This window comes from Pseudomonas sp. HB05 (genome assembly GCF_016756915.1).
GTDB classification, from domain to species: Bacteria; Pseudomonadota; Gammaproteobacteria; order Pseudomonadales; family Pseudomonadaceae; genus Aquipseudomonas; species Aquipseudomonas alvandae.
Map to the genome: position 1 here is coordinate 428,954 of NZ_JAESPG010000001.1, position 18,940 is coordinate 447,893.

At 61.1% G+C, this 18,940-nt stretch carries 17 protein-coding genes; 12 read left to right on the forward strand and 5 right to left on the reverse strand.

The window, feature by feature from the left end; genetic code table 11:
- The first annotated feature begins 2 nt into the window (after positions 1 to 2).
- From ssuC to JMN22_RS01975, 3 genes are read left to right on the forward strand one after another with little or no spacing between them, the layout of a single operon-like run.
- Positions 3 to 785 (forward strand): aliphatic sulfonate ABC transporter permease SsuC, encoded by a 783-nt coding sequence (ssuC, locus tag JMN22_RS01965; protein WP_030138102.1) that lies wholly within the window; start codon positions 3 to 5, stop codon positions 783 to 785.
- Complete coding sequence (ssuB, locus tag JMN22_RS01970; protein ID WP_030138101.1) at positions 782 to 1,588, forward strand: aliphatic sulfonates ABC transporter ATP-binding protein; 807 nt, start codon at positions 782 to 784, stop codon at positions 1,586 to 1,588. The genes ssuC and ssuB overlap by 4 nt, the downstream gene beginning before the upstream one ends.
- Positions 1,589 to 1,613: 25 nt before the next feature.
- Entirely contained in the window at positions 1,614 to 1,829 is a 216-nt protein-coding gene (locus JMN22_RS01975) for a TOBE domain-containing protein (protein ID WP_003177394.1), read from the forward strand.
- A gap of 152 nt (positions 1,830 to 1,981) precedes the next feature.
- On the opposite strand, the gene JMN22_RS01980 is transcribed toward JMN22_RS01975, so the two are convergent.
- Positions 1,982 to 2,617: a TetR/AcrR family transcriptional regulator gene (locus tag JMN22_RS01980; protein WP_030138100.1), complete on the reverse strand. Its 636-nt coding sequence runs from the start codon at positions 2,615 to 2,617 to the stop codon at positions 1,982 to 1,984.
- A 160-nt stretch (positions 2,618 to 2,777) separates the two neighbouring features.
- Positions 2,778 to 4,154 (reverse strand): glutamine synthetase family protein, encoded by a 1,377-nt coding sequence (locus JMN22_RS01985; protein WP_030138099.1) that lies wholly within the window; start codon positions 4,152 to 4,154, stop codon positions 2,778 to 2,780.
- Between the two features lie 278 nt (positions 4,155 to 4,432).
- On the opposite strand from JMN22_RS01985, the gene JMN22_RS01990 reads away from it, so the two are divergent.
- The 8 genes from JMN22_RS01990 to JMN22_RS02025 all read left to right on the forward strand — a co-directional run bounded on the left by JMN22_RS01990 (position 4,433) and on the right by JMN22_RS02025 (position 13,594).
- Positions 4,433 to 5,209 carry a gamma-glutamyl-gamma-aminobutyrate hydrolase family protein gene (locus JMN22_RS01990; RefSeq protein WP_198797494.1) on the forward strand — a complete coding sequence of 259 codons (777 nt, stop codon included), beginning with the start codon at positions 4,433 to 4,435 and terminating at the stop codon, positions 5,207 to 5,209.
- 40 nt (positions 5,210 to 5,249) lie between these two features.
- Positions 5,250 to 6,608 carry a glutamine synthetase family protein gene (locus JMN22_RS01995; RefSeq protein WP_030138097.1) on the forward strand — a complete coding sequence of 453 codons (1,359 nt, stop codon included), beginning with the start codon at positions 5,250 to 5,252 and terminating at the stop codon, positions 6,606 to 6,608.
- 56 nt (positions 6,609 to 6,664) lie between these two features.
- A complete protein-coding gene (locus tag JMN22_RS02000; RefSeq protein ID WP_198797493.1) occupies positions 6,665 to 8,029 on the forward strand; it encodes an aspartate aminotransferase family protein in 1,365 nt (454 codons plus the stop codon).
- Positions 8,030 to 8,198: 169 nt separating this feature from the next.
- The gene (locus JMN22_RS02005) at positions 8,199 to 9,296 is read left to right on the forward strand and encodes a polyamine ABC transporter substrate-binding protein (RefSeq protein ID WP_030138095.1); all 1,098 of its coding nucleotides are present in this window, start codon (positions 8,199 to 8,201) and stop codon (positions 9,294 to 9,296) included.
- A 185-nt stretch (positions 9,297 to 9,481) separates the two neighbouring features.
- Positions 9,482 to 10,579: an extracellular solute-binding protein gene (locus JMN22_RS02010; RefSeq protein ID WP_198797492.1), complete on the forward strand. Its 1,098-nt coding sequence runs from the start codon at positions 9,482 to 9,484 to the stop codon at positions 10,577 to 10,579.
- Between the two features lie 71 nt (positions 10,580 to 10,650).
- Entirely contained in the window at positions 10,651 to 11,793 is a 1,143-nt protein-coding gene (locus JMN22_RS02015) for an ABC transporter ATP-binding protein (RefSeq protein ID WP_030138093.1), read from the forward strand.
- Entirely contained in the window at positions 11,790 to 12,710 is a 921-nt protein-coding gene (locus tag JMN22_RS02020) for an ABC transporter permease subunit (protein ID WP_030138092.1), read from the forward strand. Before JMN22_RS02015 ends, JMN22_RS02020 begins: the two co-directional genes overlap by 4 nt.
- Positions 12,707 to 13,594: an ABC transporter permease subunit gene (locus JMN22_RS02025; protein ID WP_198797491.1), complete on the forward strand. Its 888-nt coding sequence runs from the start codon at positions 12,707 to 12,709 to the stop codon at positions 13,592 to 13,594. Before JMN22_RS02020 ends, JMN22_RS02025 begins: the two co-directional genes overlap by 4 nt.
- A 407-nt stretch (positions 13,595 to 14,001) precedes the next feature.
- On the opposite strand, the gene JMN22_RS02030 is transcribed toward JMN22_RS02025, so the two are convergent.
- Positions 14,002 to 14,640, reverse strand: a complete 639-nt coding sequence (locus JMN22_RS02030) for an HD domain-containing protein (protein ID WP_198796922.1) — start codon at positions 14,638 to 14,640, stop codon at positions 14,002 to 14,004.
- 184 nt (positions 14,641 to 14,824) lie between these two features.
- On the opposite strand from JMN22_RS02030, the gene JMN22_RS02035 reads away from it, so the two are divergent.
- A complete protein-coding gene (locus JMN22_RS02035) occupies positions 14,825 to 15,790 on the forward strand; it encodes a GlxA family transcriptional regulator (RefSeq protein ID WP_198796921.1) in 966 nt (321 codons plus the stop codon).
- A 2-nt stretch (positions 15,791 to 15,792) separates the two neighbouring features.
- Here the strand turns inward: JMN22_RS02035 and JMN22_RS02040 are convergent, their stop codons facing one another.
- Complete coding sequence (locus tag JMN22_RS02040; RefSeq protein ID WP_003206631.1) at positions 15,793 to 16,134, reverse strand: carboxymuconolactone decarboxylase family protein; 342 nt, start codon at positions 16,132 to 16,134, stop codon at positions 15,793 to 15,795.
- A gap of 87 nt (positions 16,135 to 16,221) precedes the next feature.
- On the reverse strand, positions 16,222 to 18,627 hold the full coding sequence (locus JMN22_RS02045) for a penicillin acylase family protein (protein ID WP_198796920.1): 2,406 nt from the start codon (positions 18,625 to 18,627) through the stop codon (positions 16,222 to 16,224).
- Positions 18,628 to 18,940: the final 313 nt, after the last annotated feature.

An 18,940-nucleotide genomic window follows, 5' to 3' on the forward strand; every position in this document is an offset into this window, starting at 1 on the left:
CCATGAAAAAAGTTATCCACAACCTGGCGCCGTGGGCGGTGCCGCTGCTGTTGCTGGCGGTGTGGCAATTGTCGGTATCGGCCGGCTGGCTGTCCACGCGGATCCTGCCGGCACCGGTCGCGGTGATTGAGGCCGGTGTGAACCTGGTGCGCAGCGGCGAGATCTGGACACACTTGGCCATCAGCGGCTGGCGCGCGGCGGTCGGCTTCTTGATTGGCGGCGGCCTCGGCCTCGGCCTTGGCTTTATCACCGGCCTGTCGAAGTGGGGCGAGCGGTTGTTGGACAGCTCGGTGCAGATGGTGCGAAACGTGCCGCACCTGGCGCTGATTCCGTTGGTGATCCTTTGGTTCGGCATCGACGAGTCGGCGAAGATTTTCCTGGTGGCGCTGGGCACGCTGTTCCCCATCTATCTCAATACCTATCACGGCATTCGCAACGTCGACCCGGCGCTGGTGGAAATGTCCCGCAGCTACGGCTTGTCCGGTTTCAGCCTGTTTCGCCAGGTGATCCTGCCGGGTGCCTTGCCTTCGATCCTGGTGGGCGTGCGGTTTGCCCTGGGTTTCATGTGGCTGACGCTGATCGTGGCGGAAACCATCTCGGCCAGTTCCGGCATCGGCTACCTGGCGATGAATGCCCGTGAGTTCCTGCAGACCGATGTGGTGGTGCTGGCGATTCTTCTGTACGCCGTGCTCGGTAAGCTGGCCGACCTCGCCGCCCGCGGCCTGGAACGGGTCTGGTTGCGCTGGCATCCGGCCTATCAAGTGAACAAGGGAGGTGCCGCATGACCGCCCAGCAACCTCCACGCCTGCTGCGGGGCATTCCGCTGGCGGTGCGCAATCTGCAAAAGACATTCGGCTCGCGACAGGTGTTGCGTGACATCGACCTGCATATCCCGGCTGGGCAGTTCGTCGCGGTAGTGGGACGCAGTGGCTGCGGTAAAAGCACCTTGCTGCGCTTGTTGGCCGGCCTCGACCAACCCACGGACGGCCAACTGCTGGCGGGTTCGGCACCGTTGAGTGCGGCGCAACAGGACACGCGGTTGATGTTCCAGGACGCGCGTTTATTGCCTTGGAAGAAGATCATCGACAACGTCGGTCTTGGCCTCAAGGGCAACTGGCGACCACAAGCCTTGCAGGCGCTCGATGCCGTGGGCCTGGCGGATCGCGCCCATGAATGGCCGGCGGCGTTGTCCGGCGGCCAGAAGCAGCGGGTGGCGCTGGCTCGGGCGCTGATCCACCAGCCGCGCCTGCTGCTGCTCGACGAACCCTTGGGAGCGCTGGACGCCCTGACCCGGATCGAGATGCAGCAACTGATCGAGCGCCTGTGGCAGCAACACGGCTTCACCGTGCTGCTGGTGACCCACGACGTCAGCGAGGCGGTGGCGATTGCCGACCGGGTCATCCTGATCGAGGACGGCCAGGTCGGCCTCGACCTGGCCATCGACCTGCCACGCCCCCGTGCTCGCGGCTCGCATCGCCTGGCGAGCCTGGAAACCGAAGTCCTCAACCGCGTGCTGTCCTTGCCCGGCCAACCGCCGGAACCCGAACCCGTTTCACCCTTGCCCACGCAGTTGCGTTGGGCGCAATAACTTCATCCAGACAGGAATCGATACCATGACTATCAAAGCCATCAACGTTCGCAACCAGTTCAAAGGCACCATCAAGGAAATCGTCGAAGGCGACGTGCTGTCGGAAATCGACGTGCAGACGGCTTCGGGTATTGTCACTTCGGTCATCACCACCCGCTCGGTGAAAGAGCTGGAACTGGCGATCGGCAGCGAAGTGATTGCTTTCGTCAAATCAACGGAGGTGTCTATCGCCAAGTTGTGAGCGGTGTTTCACCCGCAGCCCCGGATGGCGTGAGCCCTTCGGGGCTTTTTTTGTGCTTCTAGGAGGCTTTAAAGGGATTTTAAATGCGCTTATTTGTTATAAAGCGCTTTATAAGGATTCTTATCTCCATGTCATCGTATGCCTTCGATTTTTCAGGCGGCTTCGCGCTTGGGCAAATACGGTGGCAGATACAGCCCCAGGTACGCATCGAACACCCGCATGCCTTCCTCGGCCATGCGCGGGGTGATCTCGCCGTGCTGTTGGACCGAACGGGCGTAGACGCGGTCCCCCAGTTCCATGGCCAAGGCGAACACGTCGACGTCGGAGGGCAGTGCCGGCAATTGAAAATGACGGGCGAAGACCGTGTGCATCAGCTCGCCCAGTTCCAGGTCGTGCTGGCGGTCAGCCTGGGTGACTTCGGTCAGGCCGTGCTGGGCCAGGATCAATTGCCGGGCGGCGGCGTCTTCGCTGTAGATCACAAGCATGCGTTGCTCCACCAGTCGCGACAGGTCGTGCCAGTGGTTCAGCGCGCCATGGTCGATCGGTGCTTGCAGGCAGGCGCGAAAGGCCGCATGGACGTCAGCGGTCAGGGCTTCGAGCAAGGCCGGGACGCTGGCGAAGAAGTGATAGACGGAAGAGGGCGGGATCCCGGCGCGTTCGGCGACGCTGTAGATCGACAGGCTGGCCACGCCTTCGGCGGCAAGCAGCGTACGGGCGGCATCAAGAATGGTGTCGATCCGGGCCTGGCTGCGTGCGCGGGGTTTGCGAGGGGTGGCGATGCGCGTCATGGACGTCTCCTGCGGGACTGGCGGGCATTGTACGCAGAGCGGGCGGCTGGTCCATACCTGCACTTGAGAGGAGAGCAAGCTCCCTCGCCACGGGGGGGAAGCGCCAAAAAAAACGCCGCAGGCCCTGAAGCCTGCGGCGTTTTTGTTCTACAGCAACCGCTTACACGGTATGCAGGTACCAGTTGTACTCAAGGTCGGAGATGGAGTGTTCGAACTCTTCCAGCTCACTTTCCTTACAGGCCACGAAGATATCGATGTATTTCGGATCGATGTACTTGGCCATGACTTCGCTGTCGTCCAGCTCGCGCAGGGCATCACGCAAGTTGTTCGGCAGGCTTTGCTCGTTCTGCTCGTAGCTGTTGCCTTCGACCGGCGCGCCGGGCTCGATCTTGTTGGTCAGGCCGTGATGCACACCCGCCAATACGGCTGCCATCAGCAGGTACGGGTTGGCGTCGGCGCCGGCAACGCGGTGCTCCAGGCGCACCGCATCGGCCGAGCCGGTCGGTACGCGCAAGGCGACGGTGCGGTTGTCCAGGCCCCAGGTCGGCGAGTTCGGCACATAGAACTGTGCGCCGAAACGACGGTAGGAGTTGACGTTCGGGCAGAGGAAAGCCATCTGCGCGGGCAGGGTCTCGAGCACACCGCCGATCGCGTGACGCAGTGCGGCGTTCTGCTCGGGATCCTCGCTGGCAAAGATATTCTTGCCGTCTTTGTCCAGGATCGAAATGTGGACGTGCAAACCATTGCCTGCCTGGCCCGGGTACGGCTTGGCCATGAATGTGGTGTCCATTTCATGGTCGTAGGCAATGTTCTTGATCAACCGCTTGAGCAGGACCGCGTAGTCGCAAGCCTTGATCGGGTCGGCGACGTGGTGCAGGTTGACTTCGAACTGCGCCGGGGCACTTTCCTTGACGATGGCGTCGGCGGGAATGCCTTGCTCCTTGGCCCCTTCCAGGATGTCCTGGAGGCAATCGACGTATTCGTCGAGGTCATCGATCAGGTAGACCTGTGTCGAATGCGGGCGTTTTCCGGAGATGGGCGAGCGGGGCGGTTGTGGGCGGCCATTCACGTTCTCTTGGTCGATCAGGTAGAACTCCAGCTCGAAAGCCGCGCAGATGGTCAGGCCCAATTCATCGAACTTGGTCACGACCTGGCGCAGGACTTCACGCGGGTCGGCAAAGAAGGGTTCGCCTTCCAGTTCGTGCATGGTCATCAGCAGTTGCGCGGTCGGGCGCTTCTGCCAGGGTTCGTTGCTCAGAGTGCCGGGGATGGGATAGCAGATGCGGTCGGCATCGCCGATGTCCAGGCCCAGGCCGGTGCTTTCCACCGTCGAGCCATTGATATCCAGGGCAAATAGAGAGGCCGGCAGGTTGATGCCTTTCTCGTAAACCTTGTGGAGGCTGGTGCGTTCGATGCGCTTGCCGCGCACCACACCATTCATATCCGCAATCAGAAGGTCAACGTACAGAACCTCAGGATGTTCCTTAAGGAACGCGTTCGCTTCGTTAAGCTGAACGGCACGCGGGGGTACCGACATGATGCAACACCTTTGTTGTTAAAAATATCAATCATTGATCTCTTCGAAAGCCAGTCAACCCGAACGGCATGCCGAAGTCAAGCAGGGCCTTTTTTGCCCTAAAAAAGCACCTGTGGGGCTTTTTTGAGGCAATTTGGGGCGTTTTTTTCCCTTTGAGGGGCTTGGCGCCCGCAGGCTTGAGCGGGCCGTGTTGTATTTTTTACGGGGGTGTTGTGTAAAAAAATGAACAAGGCTAAGCTCGATTCAAACCCATAACAGCAATAATACCGGGGTGCTTCATGTCTCGCCTGCCGTTAATCGGCATCACCACCTGCTCCAGGCAGATCGGTTTGCATGCGTATCACACCACTGGCGACAAATATGCCCGGGCTGTCGCAACAGCCGCCAAGGGCTTGCCAGTGCTGATCCCCTCACTGGCGGATCTGTTCGCACCGTCCGATATTCTGGACGCCCTGGACGGTATTCTCTTTACCGGCTCTCCTTCCAATGTAGAACCTTTTCACTACCAAGGCCCGGCCAGTGCGCCAGGCACTGCCCATGATCCTGCACGTGACGCCATCACCCTTCCGCTGATCCGCGCCGCTGTCAACGCGGGCGTCCCGGTGCTGGGCATCTGCCGGGGCTTCCAGGAAATGAACGTAGCCTTTGGCGGCAGCCTGCATCAGAAAGTTCATGAAGTCGGAACCTTTATCGATCATCGTGAAGACGACACCCAACCGGTCGAGATCCAATACGGCCCGGCCCACGTCGTGCATATCCAGCCTGGCGGGGTTCTCGCGGGCCTGGGCCTGCCGCCGCAGATCGACGTCAACTCGATTCACAGCCAGGGCATCGAGCGCCTGGCGCCGGGACTGCGGGCCGAAGCGCTGGCGCCGGATGGCCTGATCGAGGCCGTCTCGGTTGTACAAGGCAAGGCTTTTGCTTTAGGTGTGCAATGGCACCCGGAATGGGCGGTAGGCTCTAATCCGTACTATCTTGCGATTTTCCAGGCATTTGGCGATGCCTGCCGAGCAAGGGCAACACAACGCGACGCCGATGCGTCAAACAACGCCTGACTTCTAATAGCAGCCAGGAAACTCACGCCTAGAGGCATTTATGAGTAACAACCTCGACCAGCTCACCGATTGGTTGAAAGACCACAAGATCACAGAAGTCGAATGCATGATTGGCGACCTGACCGGCATCACCCGGGGCAAGATCTCGCCGACCAACAAGTTCATTGCCGAAAAAGGCATGCGCCTGCCCGAGAGCGTCCTGCTCCAGACCGTAACGGGCGACTATGTCGAAGACGACATCTATTACGAACTGCTCGACCCTGCCGACATCGACATGATGTGCCGCCCGGACGAAAACGCAGTGTTCCTGGTGCCATGGGCCATCGAGCCCACCGCACAGGTGATCCATGATTCCTACGACAAGCAAGGCAACCCCATCGAGCTGTCGCCGCGCAACGTATTGAAGAAGGTGCTCAAGCTCTACGCCGACAAGGGTTGGCAGCCGATTGTCGCGCCGGAAATGGAGTTCTACCTGACCAAGCGCAGCGACGACCCGGACTTTCCACTGCAACCGCCGATCGGCCGCTCCGGCCGCCCGGAAACCGGTCGCCAATCGTTCTCGATCGAAGCGGCCAACGAATTCGACCCGCTGTTCGAAGACGTCTATGACTGGTGCGAATTGCAGGAGCTGGACCTCGACACGCTGATCCATGAGGACGGCACCGCGCAGATGGAGATCAACTTCCGTCATGGCGACGCGCTGTCCCTGGCCGACCAGATCCTGGTGTTCAAGCGCACCATGCGCGAGGCAGCGCTCAAGCACGACGTGGCCGCCACGTTCATGGCCAAGCCCATGACCGGCGAGCCGGGCAGCGCGATGCACCTGCACCAGAGCATCATCGACAAGGAAACCGGCAAGAACGTCTTCTCCAATGAAGACGGGACCATGAGCGATCTGTTCCTGCACCACATCGGTGGCCTGCAGAAATTCATCCCCGAGCTGCTGCCGCTGTTCGCACCCAACGTCAATTCGTTCCGCCGCTTCCTGCCCGACACCTCGGCGCCGGTGAACGTGGAGTGGGGCGAGGAGAACCGTACCGTGGGCCTGCGGGTTCCGGATGCCGGGCCGCAGAACCGTCGGGTGGAAAACCGCTTGCCGGGCGCCGACGCCAACCCGTACCTGGCGATTGCCGCCAGCCTGTTGTGCGGCTACATCGGCATGGTCGAAGGCATCAATCCGAGCGCCCCCGTGGTGGGCCGAGGGTATGAGCGCCGTAACCTGCGCCTGCCGCTGACCATCGAAGATGCCTTGGAGCGCATGGAAAACAGCACCACCATCGAGAAATACCTGGGCAAGAAATTCATCACGGGCTACGTCGCGGTCAAGCGGGCCGAGCATGAAAACTTCAAGCGCGTCATCAGTTCGTGGGAGCGGGAATTCCTGCTCTTTGCCGTCTGAAGCGCCGGGCGGGGCTGACCCAGGCCTCGCCCCCAATGGAATAAAGGAGAATTCGCATGACCCGCAACAACCCTCAAACCCGTGAATGGCAGGCCCTGAGCAACGACCATCACCTCGCGCCATTCAGCGATTTCAAACAGCTCAAAGAGAAAGGCCCGCGCATCATCACCCACGCCAAGGGCGTGTACCTCTGGGACAGTGAAGGCAACAAGATCCTCGACGGCATGGCCGGCCTCTGGTGCGTGGCCGTCGGCTACGGTCGCGATGAGCTGGCGGATGCCGCCAGCCAACAGATGCGTGAGCTGCCGTACTACAACCTGTTCTTCCAGACCGCCCACCCGCCGGTACTGGAATTGTCCAAGGCCATCGCCGACATCGCCCCGGAAGGCATGAACCATGTGTTCTTCACCGGCTCCGGCTCGGAAGGCAACGACACCATGTTGCGCATGGTCCGCCATTACTGGGCGATCAAGGGTCAGCCGAACAAGAAAGTCATCATCAGCCGCAAGAACGGTTATCACGGCTCGACCGTGGCCGGCGCCAGCCTGGGCGGCATGACCTATATGCACGAGCAGGGCGACCTGCCGATCCCTGGCATCGTCCATATCGCCCAGCCGTACTGGTTCGGCGAAGGCGGCGACATGAGTCCTGAAGAGTTCGGCATCTGGGCCGCCAACCAACTGGAAGAGAAGATCCTCGAGATCGGCGTCGACAACGTCGGTGCGTTCATCGCCGAGCCGATCCAGGGCGCGGGCGGGGTGATCGTGCCGCCGGACAGCTACTGGCCGCGCATGAAGGAAATCCTCGCCAAGTACGACATCCTGTTCGTGGCCGATGAAGTGATCTGCGGTTTCGGGCGCACCGGTGAGTGGTTCGGTACCGACTTCTACGGGTTGAAACCGCACATGATGACCATCGCCAAGGGCCTGACCTCCGGCTACATCCCCATGGGTGGCCTGATCGTGCGCGATGACGTGGTCGCGGTGCTCAACGAAGGCGGCGATTTCAACCACGGCTTTACCTACTCCGGTCATCCCGTGGCCGCTGCGGTGGCCCTGGAAAACATCCGCATCCTGCGTGAAGAAAAGATCATCGAGCGCGTCCACGGCGAAACGGCACCCTATTTGCAACAACGCCTGCGGGAACTGAACGATCATCCGCTGGTGGGTGAAGTGCGCGGTGTCGGTTTGCTGGGGGCTATCGAACTGGTCCAGGACAAGGCCACGCGCAAACGCTACGAAGGCAAGGGCGTGGGCATGATCTGCCGGCAGTTCTGCTTCGATAACGGGCTGATCATGCGTGCGGTGGGCGACACCATGATCATTGCGCCGCCGCTGGTGATCAGCAAGGCCGAGATCGACGAACTGGTGGCCAAGGCGCGGCAATGCCTGGACCTGACGCTCAGTGCGTTGCAGGGCTAAGTGCTAGGCTCTGAGCGAGGTGCCGGAACGGCCCTCGCCCAGCATGAACAAAAGGCTGGGCTTGTGTTGAAAGCCTGCCCTGTAACTTGCCAGACTACCGCTGCTGTTCAAGTTGCGCTGAACGTGGCTAAAAAGAATAACCGGAGCATCATCCATGAAGGCATTAGGTATGAAGATAGCTGGCAAGACCCTCCTCGCCATGTCCCTGGCGGGCCTGATGGCGGGCGCCGTCCAGGCGGACGATAAAGTGCTGCACGTCTATAACTGGTCCGACTACATCGCGCCGGACACGGTCGCCAAGTTCGAGAAAGAGACGGGGATCAAGGTCGTCTACGACGTGTTCGACAGCAACGAGACGCTGGAAGCCAAATTGCTGGCCGGCAAGTCCGGCTACGACGTCGTGGTGCCGTCGAACAACTTCCTCGCCAAGCAGATCAAGGCCGGCGTCTACCAGGAGCTGGACAAGTCCAAGCTGCCTAACTGGAAGAACCTGGACACCGACCTGCTCAAGGCCGTCGGCGATGCCAGCGACCAAGGCAACAAGCACGCCTTCCCTTACATGTGGGGCACCATCGGCATCGGCTACAACCCCGAGAAGGTCAAGGCCGCATTGGGCGTCGACAAGATCGATTCCTGGGACACCCTGCTCAAGCCGGAGAACATCGCCAAGCTCAAGAGCTGCGGTGTGAGTTTCCTCGATTCGCCAACGGAAATGATCCCGGTGGCCCTGCATTACCTCGGTTACCCGACCGACAGCAAGGACAAGAAGCAACTGGCCGAAGCCGAAGCATTGTTCCTCAAGTTGCGCCCATCGATCGGTTACTTCCACTCTTCCAAATACATCTCGGACCTGGCCAACGGCAACATCTGCGTGGCCGTGGGCTACTCGGGTGATATCGAGCAATCCAAGAGCCGCGCAGCCGAAGCTGGCGGCAAGGTGAAAGTGGCCTACACCATTCCGAAGGAAGGTGCCGGTTCGTTCTATGACATGGTCGCCATTCCCAAGGACGCCGAAAACCTCGAGGCCGCCTACAAGTGGATGAACTTCATCATGCAGCCGGAAATCATGGCGGAGATCACCGACAACGTGCGTTTCCCGAACGGCAACAAGGCCGCCACCCCTCTGGTGGACAAGGAAATTTCCGGTGACCCGAGCATTTATCCATCGGACGAAGTGAAGGCCAAGCTGTACGCGATCAGCGATCTGGATGCGGCCACCCAGCGGCTACTGACCCGCAGCTGGACCAAGATCAAGTCCGGTAAATAAGCCGGCTTGAAGCAGTCTCTCGTTGTCGCGGTCATCGCGACGGCGACAACGGGAGCGATTAAATAATTAAAAGTTTTGCTGGATCGGTTTATCGAGGGTAAGTTGCGCGCCGGTTTTGTTGCAGGGCACTTCATTGGCCCGGTGACGGGGGCAACTTGGGCCCAACTATTTAAGAGGACCTCCACGTGCCTGTCTTTTCTTTGTTGCGCAACGCCTTGCTGGTCGGTGCCGGCCTGACATTCGCTGTCAGTGTCCAGGCGGCCTCCACCGTGCATATTTATAACTGGTCGGACTACATCGGCGAATCCACGCTGGCGGACTTCGAGAAAGCCACCGGGATCAAGCCGGTCTATGACGTATTCGATTCCAACGAAACCCTGGAAGGCAAGTTGCTGGCCGGTCGTACCGGTTACGACGTGGTCGTGCCGTCCAACCATTTCCTGGGCAAGCAGATCAAGGCCGGGGCGTTCCAGAAGCTCGACAAGTCTCAACTGACCAACTACGCCAACCTCGATCCGCTGTTGCTCAAGCGCCTGGAAAAGAATGACCCGGGCAACCAGTACGCCGTGCCTTACCTGTGGGGCACCAACGGCATCGGCTACAACGTCGAGAAGATCAAGGCCGTCCTGGGCGTCGACAAGATTGATTCGTGGGCCATGCTGTTCGAGCCGGAAAACATCAAGAAGCTGTCCAGCTGTGGCGTTTCGTTCCTCGATTCGGGTGACGAGATGATTCCGGCGATGCTCAATTACCTGGGCCTGGACCCCAACAGCCAGGATCCGGAAGACTACAAGAAGGCCGAGGCCCAGCTCCTCAAGATCCGGCCTTACGTGACCTATTTCAACTCCTCCAAGTACATCTCCGATCTGGCCAATGGCGAGATCTGCGTGGCCGCCGGGTTCTCCGGCGACATCTTCCAGGCCCGTTCCCGCGCCAGCGAAGCCGGCAAGGGTATCGAAATTGCCTACGTGATTCCCAAGGAAGGCGGCAACCTCTGGTTCGACATGCTGGCGATCCCGCGCGACGCCACCAACGTCAAGGAGGCCCATGCGTTCATCAACTACCTGCTCAAGCCTGAAGTGATCGCCCAGGTCAGCGACGTGGTCGGTTATGCCAACCCGAACCCCAAGGCTGGCGAACTGATGGACCAGAAAGTACGCACCGACGAAGCGGTTTATCCACCGCAAGCGGTCGTCGACAAGCTCTACGTCAACGCCGAGTTGCCGGCCAAGATCCAACGACTCATGACCCGCAGCTGGACCAAGGTCAAGTCGGGTAAATAGCGTTCAACGCTCTAACTTTCAGAAGGTTCGCCCGTCTTGGGCGAGCTGCAAATTTTGTGGGAGTTTCGTAAATGGCAGTTGCCTCCGGCGCCTATAAGAAAGCCCTCGAGGGCGACCAGACACCCAAGCAGGTGTTGGTCAAAATCGACCGGGTCACGAAGAAGTTCGACGAGACGATTGCCGTGGACGACGTGTCCCTGGAGATCAAGAAAGGCGAGATCTTTGCCTTGCTCGGCGGTTCGGGATCGGGCAAGTCCACCTTGCTGCGCATGCTGGCAGGTTTCGAGCGGCCCACGGAGGGGCGGATTTTCCTCGATGGCGTGGACATCACCGACATGCCGCCCTATGAGCGGCCAATCAACATGATGTTCCAGTCCTACGCCTTGTTCCCGCACATGACCGTGGCGCAGAACATCGCCTTCGGCCTGCAGCAGGACAAGATTCCCAAGGCCGAGATCGACGCCCGCGTGGCCGAGATGCTCAAGCTGGTGCAGATGAGCCAGTACGCCAAGCGCAAGCCGCACCAGCTCTCCGGCGGCCAGCGTCAGCGCGTGGCCCTGGCCCGTTCCCTGGCGAAGCGGCCGAAGCTGCTGCTGCTCGATGAACCGATGGGTGCCCTGGACAAGAAGCTGCGCTCGCAGATGCAACTCGAACTGGTGGAAATCATCGAGCGGGTCGGCGTGACCTGCGTGATGGTGACCCACGACCAGGAAGAGGCCATGACCATGGCCGAGCGCATCGCGATCATGCACCTGGGCTGGATCGCGCAGATCGGCAGCCCGATCGATATCTACGAGACCCCGACCAGCCGCCTGGTCTGCGAGTTCATCGGCAACGTCAACATCTTCGAGACCGAAGTGGTGGACGACGCCGAAGGCCACGCGGTGCTGACCTGCAAGGACCTGGACCGCAGCATCTACGTCGGCCATGGCATCAGCACCTCGGTGCAGGACAAGTCGGTGACCTACGCCATTCGCCCGGAAAAACTGCTGGTCACGTCCGAGCAGCCGACCTGCGAGCACAACTGGTCCAGCGGCAAGGTCCACGACATCGCCTACCTGGGCGGCCATTCAGTGTTCTACGTCGAATTGCCGAGCGGCAAGCTGGTGCAGTCCTTCGTCGCCAATGCCGAACGCCGTGGCCAACGTCCGACCTGGGGTGACCAGGTGTTCGTCTGGTGGGAAGACGACAGCGGCGTGGTGCTTCGCTCATGAACATGCGCAAATTCAAACGCCGACTCGCCCGAATAACGCCCGGTGGCCGTCAGATGGTCATCGGGGTGCCCTTCATCTGGTTGTTCCTGTTCTTCATGCTGCCGTTCTTCATCGTCCTGAAGATCAGCTTCGCCGAAGCCGACGTGGCGATTCCGCCGTATACCGAGATCTACAGCTACGTCGACCAGAAACTGCAGGTGCTGCTCAATCTCGCCAACTACGTGATGTTGAGCGAGGACGAGCTGTACATCGCCGCCTACCTTGGGTCGCTGAAAATGGCCCTGATCAGCACCACCTTGTGCCTGCTGATCGGCTATCCGATGGCCTACGGCATCGCCAACGCCCGCAAGGAAATGCAGACGGTGCTGGTGCTGCTGATCATGATGCCGACCTGGACCGCGATCCTGATCCGCGTCTACGCGTGGATGGGCATCCTCAGCAACAACGGCTTGCTCAACGGTTTCCTGATGAGCATGGGCTGGATCAGCGAGCCGCTGCAGATTCTCAACACCAACCTGGCGGTGTATATCGGCGTGGTCTATTCGTACCTGCCGTTCATGATCCTGCCGTTGTACGCCAACCTGGTCAAACACGATCCAAGCCTGCTGGAAGCCGCGTCCGACCTGGGCTCGAGCACCTTTAACAGCTTCTGGAAAATCACCGTGCCGCTGTCCAAGAACGGCATCGTTGCCGGCTGCATGCTGGTGTTCATCCCGGTGGTGGGCGAGTTCGTGATTCCGGAGCTGCTGGGCGGTCCGGAAACGCTGATGATCGGTAAAGTGCTGTGGCAGGAATTCTTCAACAACCGTGACTGGCCGGTGGCATCCGCCCTGGCGGTAGTGATGCTGGCGATCCTGATCGTGCCCATCATCCTGTTCAACCGCAGTCAGGCCAAGGAAATGGAGGGCAAGGAATGAAGCGCTTCAGTTTTTCAAGCCTGATGCTGGTGCTGGGCCTGTTGTTCATCTACGCACCGATGGTGATCCTGGTGATCTTCTCGTTCAACGCCTCGAAACTGGTGACGGTGTGGGGCGGCTGGTCGGTCAAGTGGTACGTCGGCCTGCTGGACAACACCCAACTGATGGGCTCGGTGGTGCGCTCGCTGGAGATCGCCTGCTACACCGCGATCGCTGCGGTAGCCCTGGGGACGCTGGCGGCCTTCGTGCTGACCCGTATCACCCACTTCAAGGGCCGCACGCTGTTTGGTGGCCTGGTCACCGCGCCATTGGTGATGCCGGAAGTGATCACCGGTCTGTCGCTGTTGCTGCTGTTCGTGGCCATGGCGCAAATGATCGGCTGGCCCCAGGAGCGTGGCATCGTCACGATCTGGATCGCCCATACGACCTTCTGCGCGGCCTATGTGGCGGTGGTGGTGTCGGCGCGCTTGCGTGAGCTGGACCTGTCCATCGAAGAGGCGGCGATGGACCTTGGGGCGCGGCCGTGGAAGGTGTTCTTCCTGATCACCATTCCGATGATCGCGCCGTCGCTGGCGGCAGGCGGCATGATGTCGTTCGCGCTGTCCCTCGACGACCTGGTATTGGCCAGCTTCGTCTCCGGCCCTGGCTCCACCACGTTGCCGATGGAAGTCTTCTCGGCGGTACGCCTGGGGGTGAAACCGGAAATCAACGCCGTGGCGAGCCTGATCCTGCTGGCGGTGTCCTTGGTGACCTTCCTGGTCTGGTACTTCAGCCGCCGCGCCGAAGAAAACCGCAAGCGGGCGATCCAGCAAGCCATCGAGGAAAGCGCCGCCGATTCCTGGAAACAACCGGAAGTACGCCGGGCGGAGACTGCTTCGGCCTGAGGTAACGCAGAACCCCAATGTGGGGACAAGCTTGCTCCCACAGTTTTTTGTGGTCCGTGAATTTGTGGCCTGGCTCGGATCCTGTGTGGGAGCGAGCTTGCTCGCGATAGCGGTGTGGCAGTCGATGCAGGTGTTGACGGTCAGTCCGCCTTCGCGAGCAAGCTCGCTCCCACAGGTTTTTGTGGTGTCCATAAATTCGTGGCCTGGCTCGGATCCTCTGTGGGAGCGAGCTTGCTCCGGGCGGCGATCCGACGATAGCGGTGTGGCAGTCGATGCAGGTGTTGACGGTCAGTCCGCCTTCGCGAGCAAGCTCGCTCCCACAGGTTTTTGTGGTGTCCATAAATTCGCGGCCTGGCTCGGATCCTCTGTGGGAGCGAGCCTGCTCGCGAAGGTGGTGTACAGGCTGGTTATGAATTCCAAGGCGAGCTGCGGATTACTTCAACGAAGTTCATCGGATTGAACCCCGGCTCCTGATCCCTCAGCACGTCGGTCTTCACATTGCCGAAGGTGGTCTGCGGACGATGCCGCAAGCCGTCGGCGAAGGCGCAGATGATGCATTCCTTGAAGCCTTCCCCACGGGGATGCGCATGCACCACGGCGTCGCGCTGTGCGGCGGGGAATGCGGCGTAATCCATGCCCAGCACGTCCATCTCCACGCCAGCGGTCACCAGGGCGACGTTGGGGCGCAGGTGCTTCGGCACGCCGGGCGTGGTGTGCAACGCGATCGACAGCCACACTTGCTCGATGTCGTCGTCGCTCAACCCGTAGGGTTTGAGAAACGCTGCGGCGGCATTCGCGCCATCCACCTCGAAACGCTCATCGTCGCTGCGATAACCTTCGACCAGCCCGATATCGTGAAACATCGCGCCGACGTACAGCAGCTCCGGATCGTAAGCCAATTGCTGGCGTTGGCCGCTCAACGCGCCGAACAGGAACACCCGGCGGGAATGGTGGTACAGCAGGTCCGATTCAATGTCGCGAATGTATTCGGTGGTGGCCCGGGCGAGGGCGCTGTCGGGGATCTGGATGCCGGCGATGCTGTTCATGCTGCTCTCCTCTTGACGGTGCGCCGTGGCGGCGCTGAGGTTCCAGTCTGTTCGCCGGGGTATGGCGCAGCAATCGCGCCATGGCTGCGATTACGGCCAATGAACTCGGGTTTCATGCCATCTGGCTTCTGCGCGCCGGATTGGCTAGGGTTCGGTGGTCAATCCGGACAGGTCGGCCAGAATCATGGAAATATCCGTCGCCATCGTGGTGTTCACAGGCGCCCAATCCCCGGACGTCAGCGGCCCCATGGATGTGTTTTGCGAAGCCAATCGCTTTCTCGCCACGCAGGATCACTATCGGTTGCAAGTGATCGGCGTCGAGCGCGGTGCGACGTCTTGCTCCAACGGAATGTCCCTCAATCCCCACCGTCATTTCAGCGAAGCATCGGAGGCGTACGACCTGCTGTTGGTCGCGGGCGGGCCGCAATTGCCGTTCATGGACTTTGGCCCGGCGTTCAATGCCTGGCTGCGCGAGGCCTGCGCACGGGCCCGGCGCTTTGGTTCGATCTGCAATGGCGCGTTCATGCTGGCCCGGGCCGGACTGCTCGAAGGGCGGACCGTCACCACCCATTGGGGCGATGCTTCGGCGCTGGCGCAGATGTGCCCCTCGACCCGGGTCGAAGCCGATCGGCTGTACGTGCAGGACGGCGAGCTCTATACCTCGGCGGGCGTTACGGCAGGCATCGACCTGTCGCTGTTCCTGCTGGCGCAGGACCACGGGCCGGACGTGGCGCTGAATGTCGCCAAGCGGCTGGTGGTGTTCACCCAGCGTTCAGGCGGTCAATCGCAGTTCAGTCCGTTCCTCACGCCCCATGCCGAGCCGACCTCCACCGTGGCTCAGGTCCAGGCGTACGTGCTGGCGAATCTCAACGGTGACCTGGGCATCGCCGACCTCGCCAACGCGGCGAACATGAGCCCACGCAATTTCTCCCGCGTGTTCAGCCGGGAGGCGAAGGTCACGCCGGCGGAGTTCGTCGAGCAGGCCCGGGTGGACGCGGCACGCGTGATGCTGGAAAGCACTCGGGCACCGCTCAAGACCGTGGCATACCAATGCGGCTTTCGTGATGCCCAACACATGCGCAGCGTATTCAATCGGCGGTTGGGCGTGACACCGCAACAGTTCAGGTTGAATTTCGCCGCGATGCTTTGAGCTCATTTTTTCAGTGCGTCATGGGCCTCCAGCGCCCGCAGGGAATAGATATAAGCCGCGCCGGCATTCAGCGAGACCGCTGTCGCCAGGGTGGCCGCGATTTCTTCGCGGGTCGCGCCGGCCTTGATCGCGGCGTCGGTGTGTACGCCGATGCAACCGTCACAGCGGGTGGTGATCGCCACGGCAATGGAGATCAGCTCGCGGGTCTTGGCGTCGAGTACGTCGTTCTCGGCGGCGGCTTCATCCAGGGCCATGTAGGCCTTGACCATTTTCGGATTGCTTTTGCCCAAGGCGCCAAAGGCGCTCTTGATGGTAGGCAGCAGCTCGGACCAGTTATTGAACATTGCGTGGACTCCTTCGAGATAAATGGGTTTGGGCCCTTGTAGTCTTGACCATCCAAGGCGATAGGGCCTGCTGATGGTCGAAAAGATTTACTCCGCCCTGGCGGGTAGCAGCTTCAACGTACCGCGGGTGTTGGCCGTGACCTCTTCTTCGGCCAGGTGCGCCTGGTGATACAGCCCCTCGATGTAGGCTTCGGCCTGGTCCTCGTAGTGCTTGTCGAACGGCACGCCGCTCTGGCCCACGGGATTGATGGTGACGCTGTGGGTCGGGTCGGCGAAGTCGATGATGCGCCGGGTGGAGGGGCCATAGGTCACTGGCCAGGGCGCCGGACCGATCCTGGCCGAGAGGTTGTTCGGCACTTCATGGGTGCCGGGGGCGGCGAATGGGCCGACGTTGAAGATCCGGTCCAGCGGTTTCTGCTGGCCCAGCGGATGGCCGTGGGTCAGGGTGTGAGCCTGGCCCCACTGCCATTGGCTGGCGTCCTCGCCCAAGGTGGCCTTCAGGTGCACCAGGGTCCGGTGCCAGGCCTTGATGACCATGTCGGCGCGGGTTTCGGTGCCCAGCGTCGAACGGTCGTCCCACCATGGCGAATCCTTGGCGGCGGCCAGGCGGGGGAGCGCGGCGTCAATCACGCGGGTCGACAGCGCGGTTTCGAAGAAACTGTCCCCCAGTTCATCACGCAGGGCAACGTCGGCCAAGTCGAACAGGAACTGGTTGAACAGCGTGGCGCTGACGGAATCCAGCGGGTAGTCGCCCTTCCAGTCAGCCAGTTGCTCCACCCACTTGCGTTCCTGCGGGTCGCTGACCGCTTCGCGCAGGATCGGCAACAAGGGCGCGAGCAAGCGCGGACCGTAGGCGGTGGTGGTACCCAGTTGCAGTTTCTGGGTGGTCTGGATGTCCCATTTGGCTTGCTTTTCACTCAACTGCCGGTCGAGTTGCTGGCCGCGGTCGGGCAGGTTGTAGTAGCCGGGGATCTCGATCCCGCTGGCCGCCACCGGCTGGAAATTCGCCGAGAGGACATAGCCCCGGGCCGGGTTCTCTTCCTGGGGGTTACTGCCGAACGGGTAGAAACCGTCCTTGTCCGCTTCGGTGCTGCTGCCGTCGAGAATGAAACCGGGCTTCACACCAGCCGGCCGCTTGGGTAATTGGGCTGCGGCCCACCAGCCGATATCACCCTTGGCGTTGGCCCAGACCACATTCAGGCCGGGCGCATGGATCTTCGCCGACGCGCCACGAGCCTTGACCAAGGTGTCGGCGCGATTGAGCTGGTAGAACGCCTCGAGGATCGGGTTGCGGCTTTCCAGGAACCCCCACCACATGGCGATTGGCGTCTTGCCGGCATTGGCACCGAGGGCATCGTTGACGATCGGCCCATGGGGCGACTGGCGCAGCACCAGTGTCACGGGTGCTTGGCCCTTCACGGCAATCTGCTGTTCGCTGCGGGTCATGTCCACCCATCGGTCGCGGTACCAGACCTGTTCGGGGTTGTCCGGGTTGACCTTCTCGGCCACCAGGTCCAGGTCGTCGTTCTGGAACATGGTGACGCTCCAGCCGAAATCCTTGTTCATGCCCAGCGAGGCAAACGGCATCAGGGCCTGGTACTGGCCGTAGAGTTCGAATCCCGGCGCCGAGAGGTGTGCCTCGTACCACACCGACGGCGCTGAAAAACGGATATGCGGATCGCCGGCCAGCAAGGGCTTGCCACTGTGGGTGCGATTGCCGGAGACCGCCCAGGCGTTGCTGCCTTCGAATTGCGGCAGGCCGTTGTCGGCCAAGGCCTGCTCGCTCAGGCGCGCCAGGGCGTTGACGTCTTTCCAAGCGCTGGCGGTCAGTGTCGGACCGCTTGCCGGAGCCTGCTGTAGCACGCCCTGGGGCTGCCAGTCGAGGTCGAAGATGTTCAGGTAGTCGGCACCGAGCTGGTCACGCACGTAGGTCAGCAAGGGTTCGGTGCGAAAGGCCGCGGCAAAGCTGTAGGCCATGTAGCCGACGATGCTGGCGGTGTCTTCGGCGGTGAAGGGACGCTTGGGAATGCCCAGCACATCGAACTCCAGCGGCCGCGTGTGAGTTTGCTGATAGGTGTTGATGCCGTCCAGGTACGCCTGCGTCGCGATCCAGGCCGGCGATTGTCGATCCTGCTCGGCGACGTAGCTGGCGGCGCGCTCGCGAATGCGCAGGCTGCGCATCAGCTTGTCGGTGTCGAGCAGCTTGGGGCCGAGGATTTCCGCCAGTTCGCCCCGGGCGAGGCGGCGCATGATTTCCATCTGGAACAGCCGGTCCTGGGCATGGACATAACCGAGGGCGCGGTACAGGTCGGTTTCGTTCTCGGCGCGAATGTGCGGCACGCCGCGTTCGTCATAGCGCACCGTCACCGAGCCCAGCAGCCCTTGCAACTGCACCGAGCCCTGGCGGGTCGGCTGCTTGCTGTAGAGGTAGCCGCCCGCGACGATGATTGCAGTGACGATCAGCGACAGGAAGGCGACGAGGGTGCGTTTCATGGTTGATCCTTATTCGAGTGGCAGCGGTCCCATGATCTTGCTGCTGATTCCCTGTTTAACATGCAATCGCGTGCCGGTGCATCGTTCCTCGGAGGGATTTTCCTTTCCATCAACCGAATCGCCCACGGCGAGGGCGCTTGGCCTGTAGGAGCTGGCGAAGCCTGCGATCTTTTGATCTTTCGCTCCAGATTCAATGGGTAGTGGAAAGATCGCAGCCTCGCTTCGCTCGGCAGCTCCTACAGGCCAGTGGGAGCAAGTTTCCTTGCCATGCAAAGGCAGACGTTGAGCGTTGTCATGGAGCGCAGAGAAGTGA

Coding starts and splice junctions, on each gene's coding strand:
- ssuC (WP_030138102.1), top strand. CDS start 3: ATGAAAAAAGTTATCCACAACCTGGCGCCGTGGGCGGTGCCGCTGCTG.
- ssuB (WP_030138101.1), top strand. CDS start 782: ATGACCGCCCAGCAACCTCCACGCCTGCTGCGGGGCATTCCGCTGGCG.
- JMN22_RS01975 (WP_003177394.1), top strand. CDS start 1,614: ATGACTATCAAAGCCATCAACGTTCGCAACCAGTTCAAAGGCACCATC.
- JMN22_RS01980 (WP_030138100.1), bottom strand. CDS start 2,617: ATGACGCGCATCGCCACCCCTCGCAAACCCCGCGCACGCAGCCAGGCC.
- JMN22_RS01985 (WP_030138099.1), bottom strand. CDS start 4,154: ATGTCGGTACCCCCGCGTGCCGTTCAGCTTAACGAAGCGAACGCGTTC.
- JMN22_RS01990 (WP_198797494.1), top strand. CDS start 4,433: ATGTCTCGCCTGCCGTTAATCGGCATCACCACCTGCTCCAGGCAGATC.
- JMN22_RS01995 (WP_030138097.1), top strand. CDS start 5,250: ATGAGTAACAACCTCGACCAGCTCACCGATTGGTTGAAAGACCACAAG.
- JMN22_RS02000 (WP_198797493.1), top strand. CDS start 6,665: ATGACCCGCAACAACCCTCAAACCCGTGAATGGCAGGCCCTGAGCAAC.
- JMN22_RS02005 (WP_030138095.1), top strand. CDS start 8,199: ATGAAGATAGCTGGCAAGACCCTCCTCGCCATGTCCCTGGCGGGCCTG.
- JMN22_RS02015 (WP_030138093.1), top strand. CDS start 10,651: ATGGCAGTTGCCTCCGGCGCCTATAAGAAAGCCCTCGAGGGCGACCAG.
- JMN22_RS02020 (WP_030138092.1), top strand. CDS start 11,790: ATGAACATGCGCAAATTCAAACGCCGACTCGCCCGAATAACGCCCGGT.
- JMN22_RS02025 (WP_198797491.1), top strand. CDS start 12,707: ATGAAGCGCTTCAGTTTTTCAAGCCTGATGCTGGTGCTGGGCCTGTTG.
- JMN22_RS02030 (WP_198796922.1), bottom strand. CDS start 14,640: ATGAACAGCATCGCCGGCATCCAGATCCCCGACAGCGCCCTCGCCCGG.
- JMN22_RS02035 (WP_198796921.1), top strand. CDS start 14,825: ATGGAAATATCCGTCGCCATCGTGGTGTTCACAGGCGCCCAATCCCCG.
- JMN22_RS02040 (WP_003206631.1), bottom strand. CDS start 16,134: ATGTTCAATAACTGGTCCGAGCTGCTGCCTACCATCAAGAGCGCCTTT.
- JMN22_RS02045 (WP_198796920.1), bottom strand. CDS start 18,627: ATGAAACGCACCCTCGTCGCCTTCCTGTCGCTGATCGTCACTGCAATC.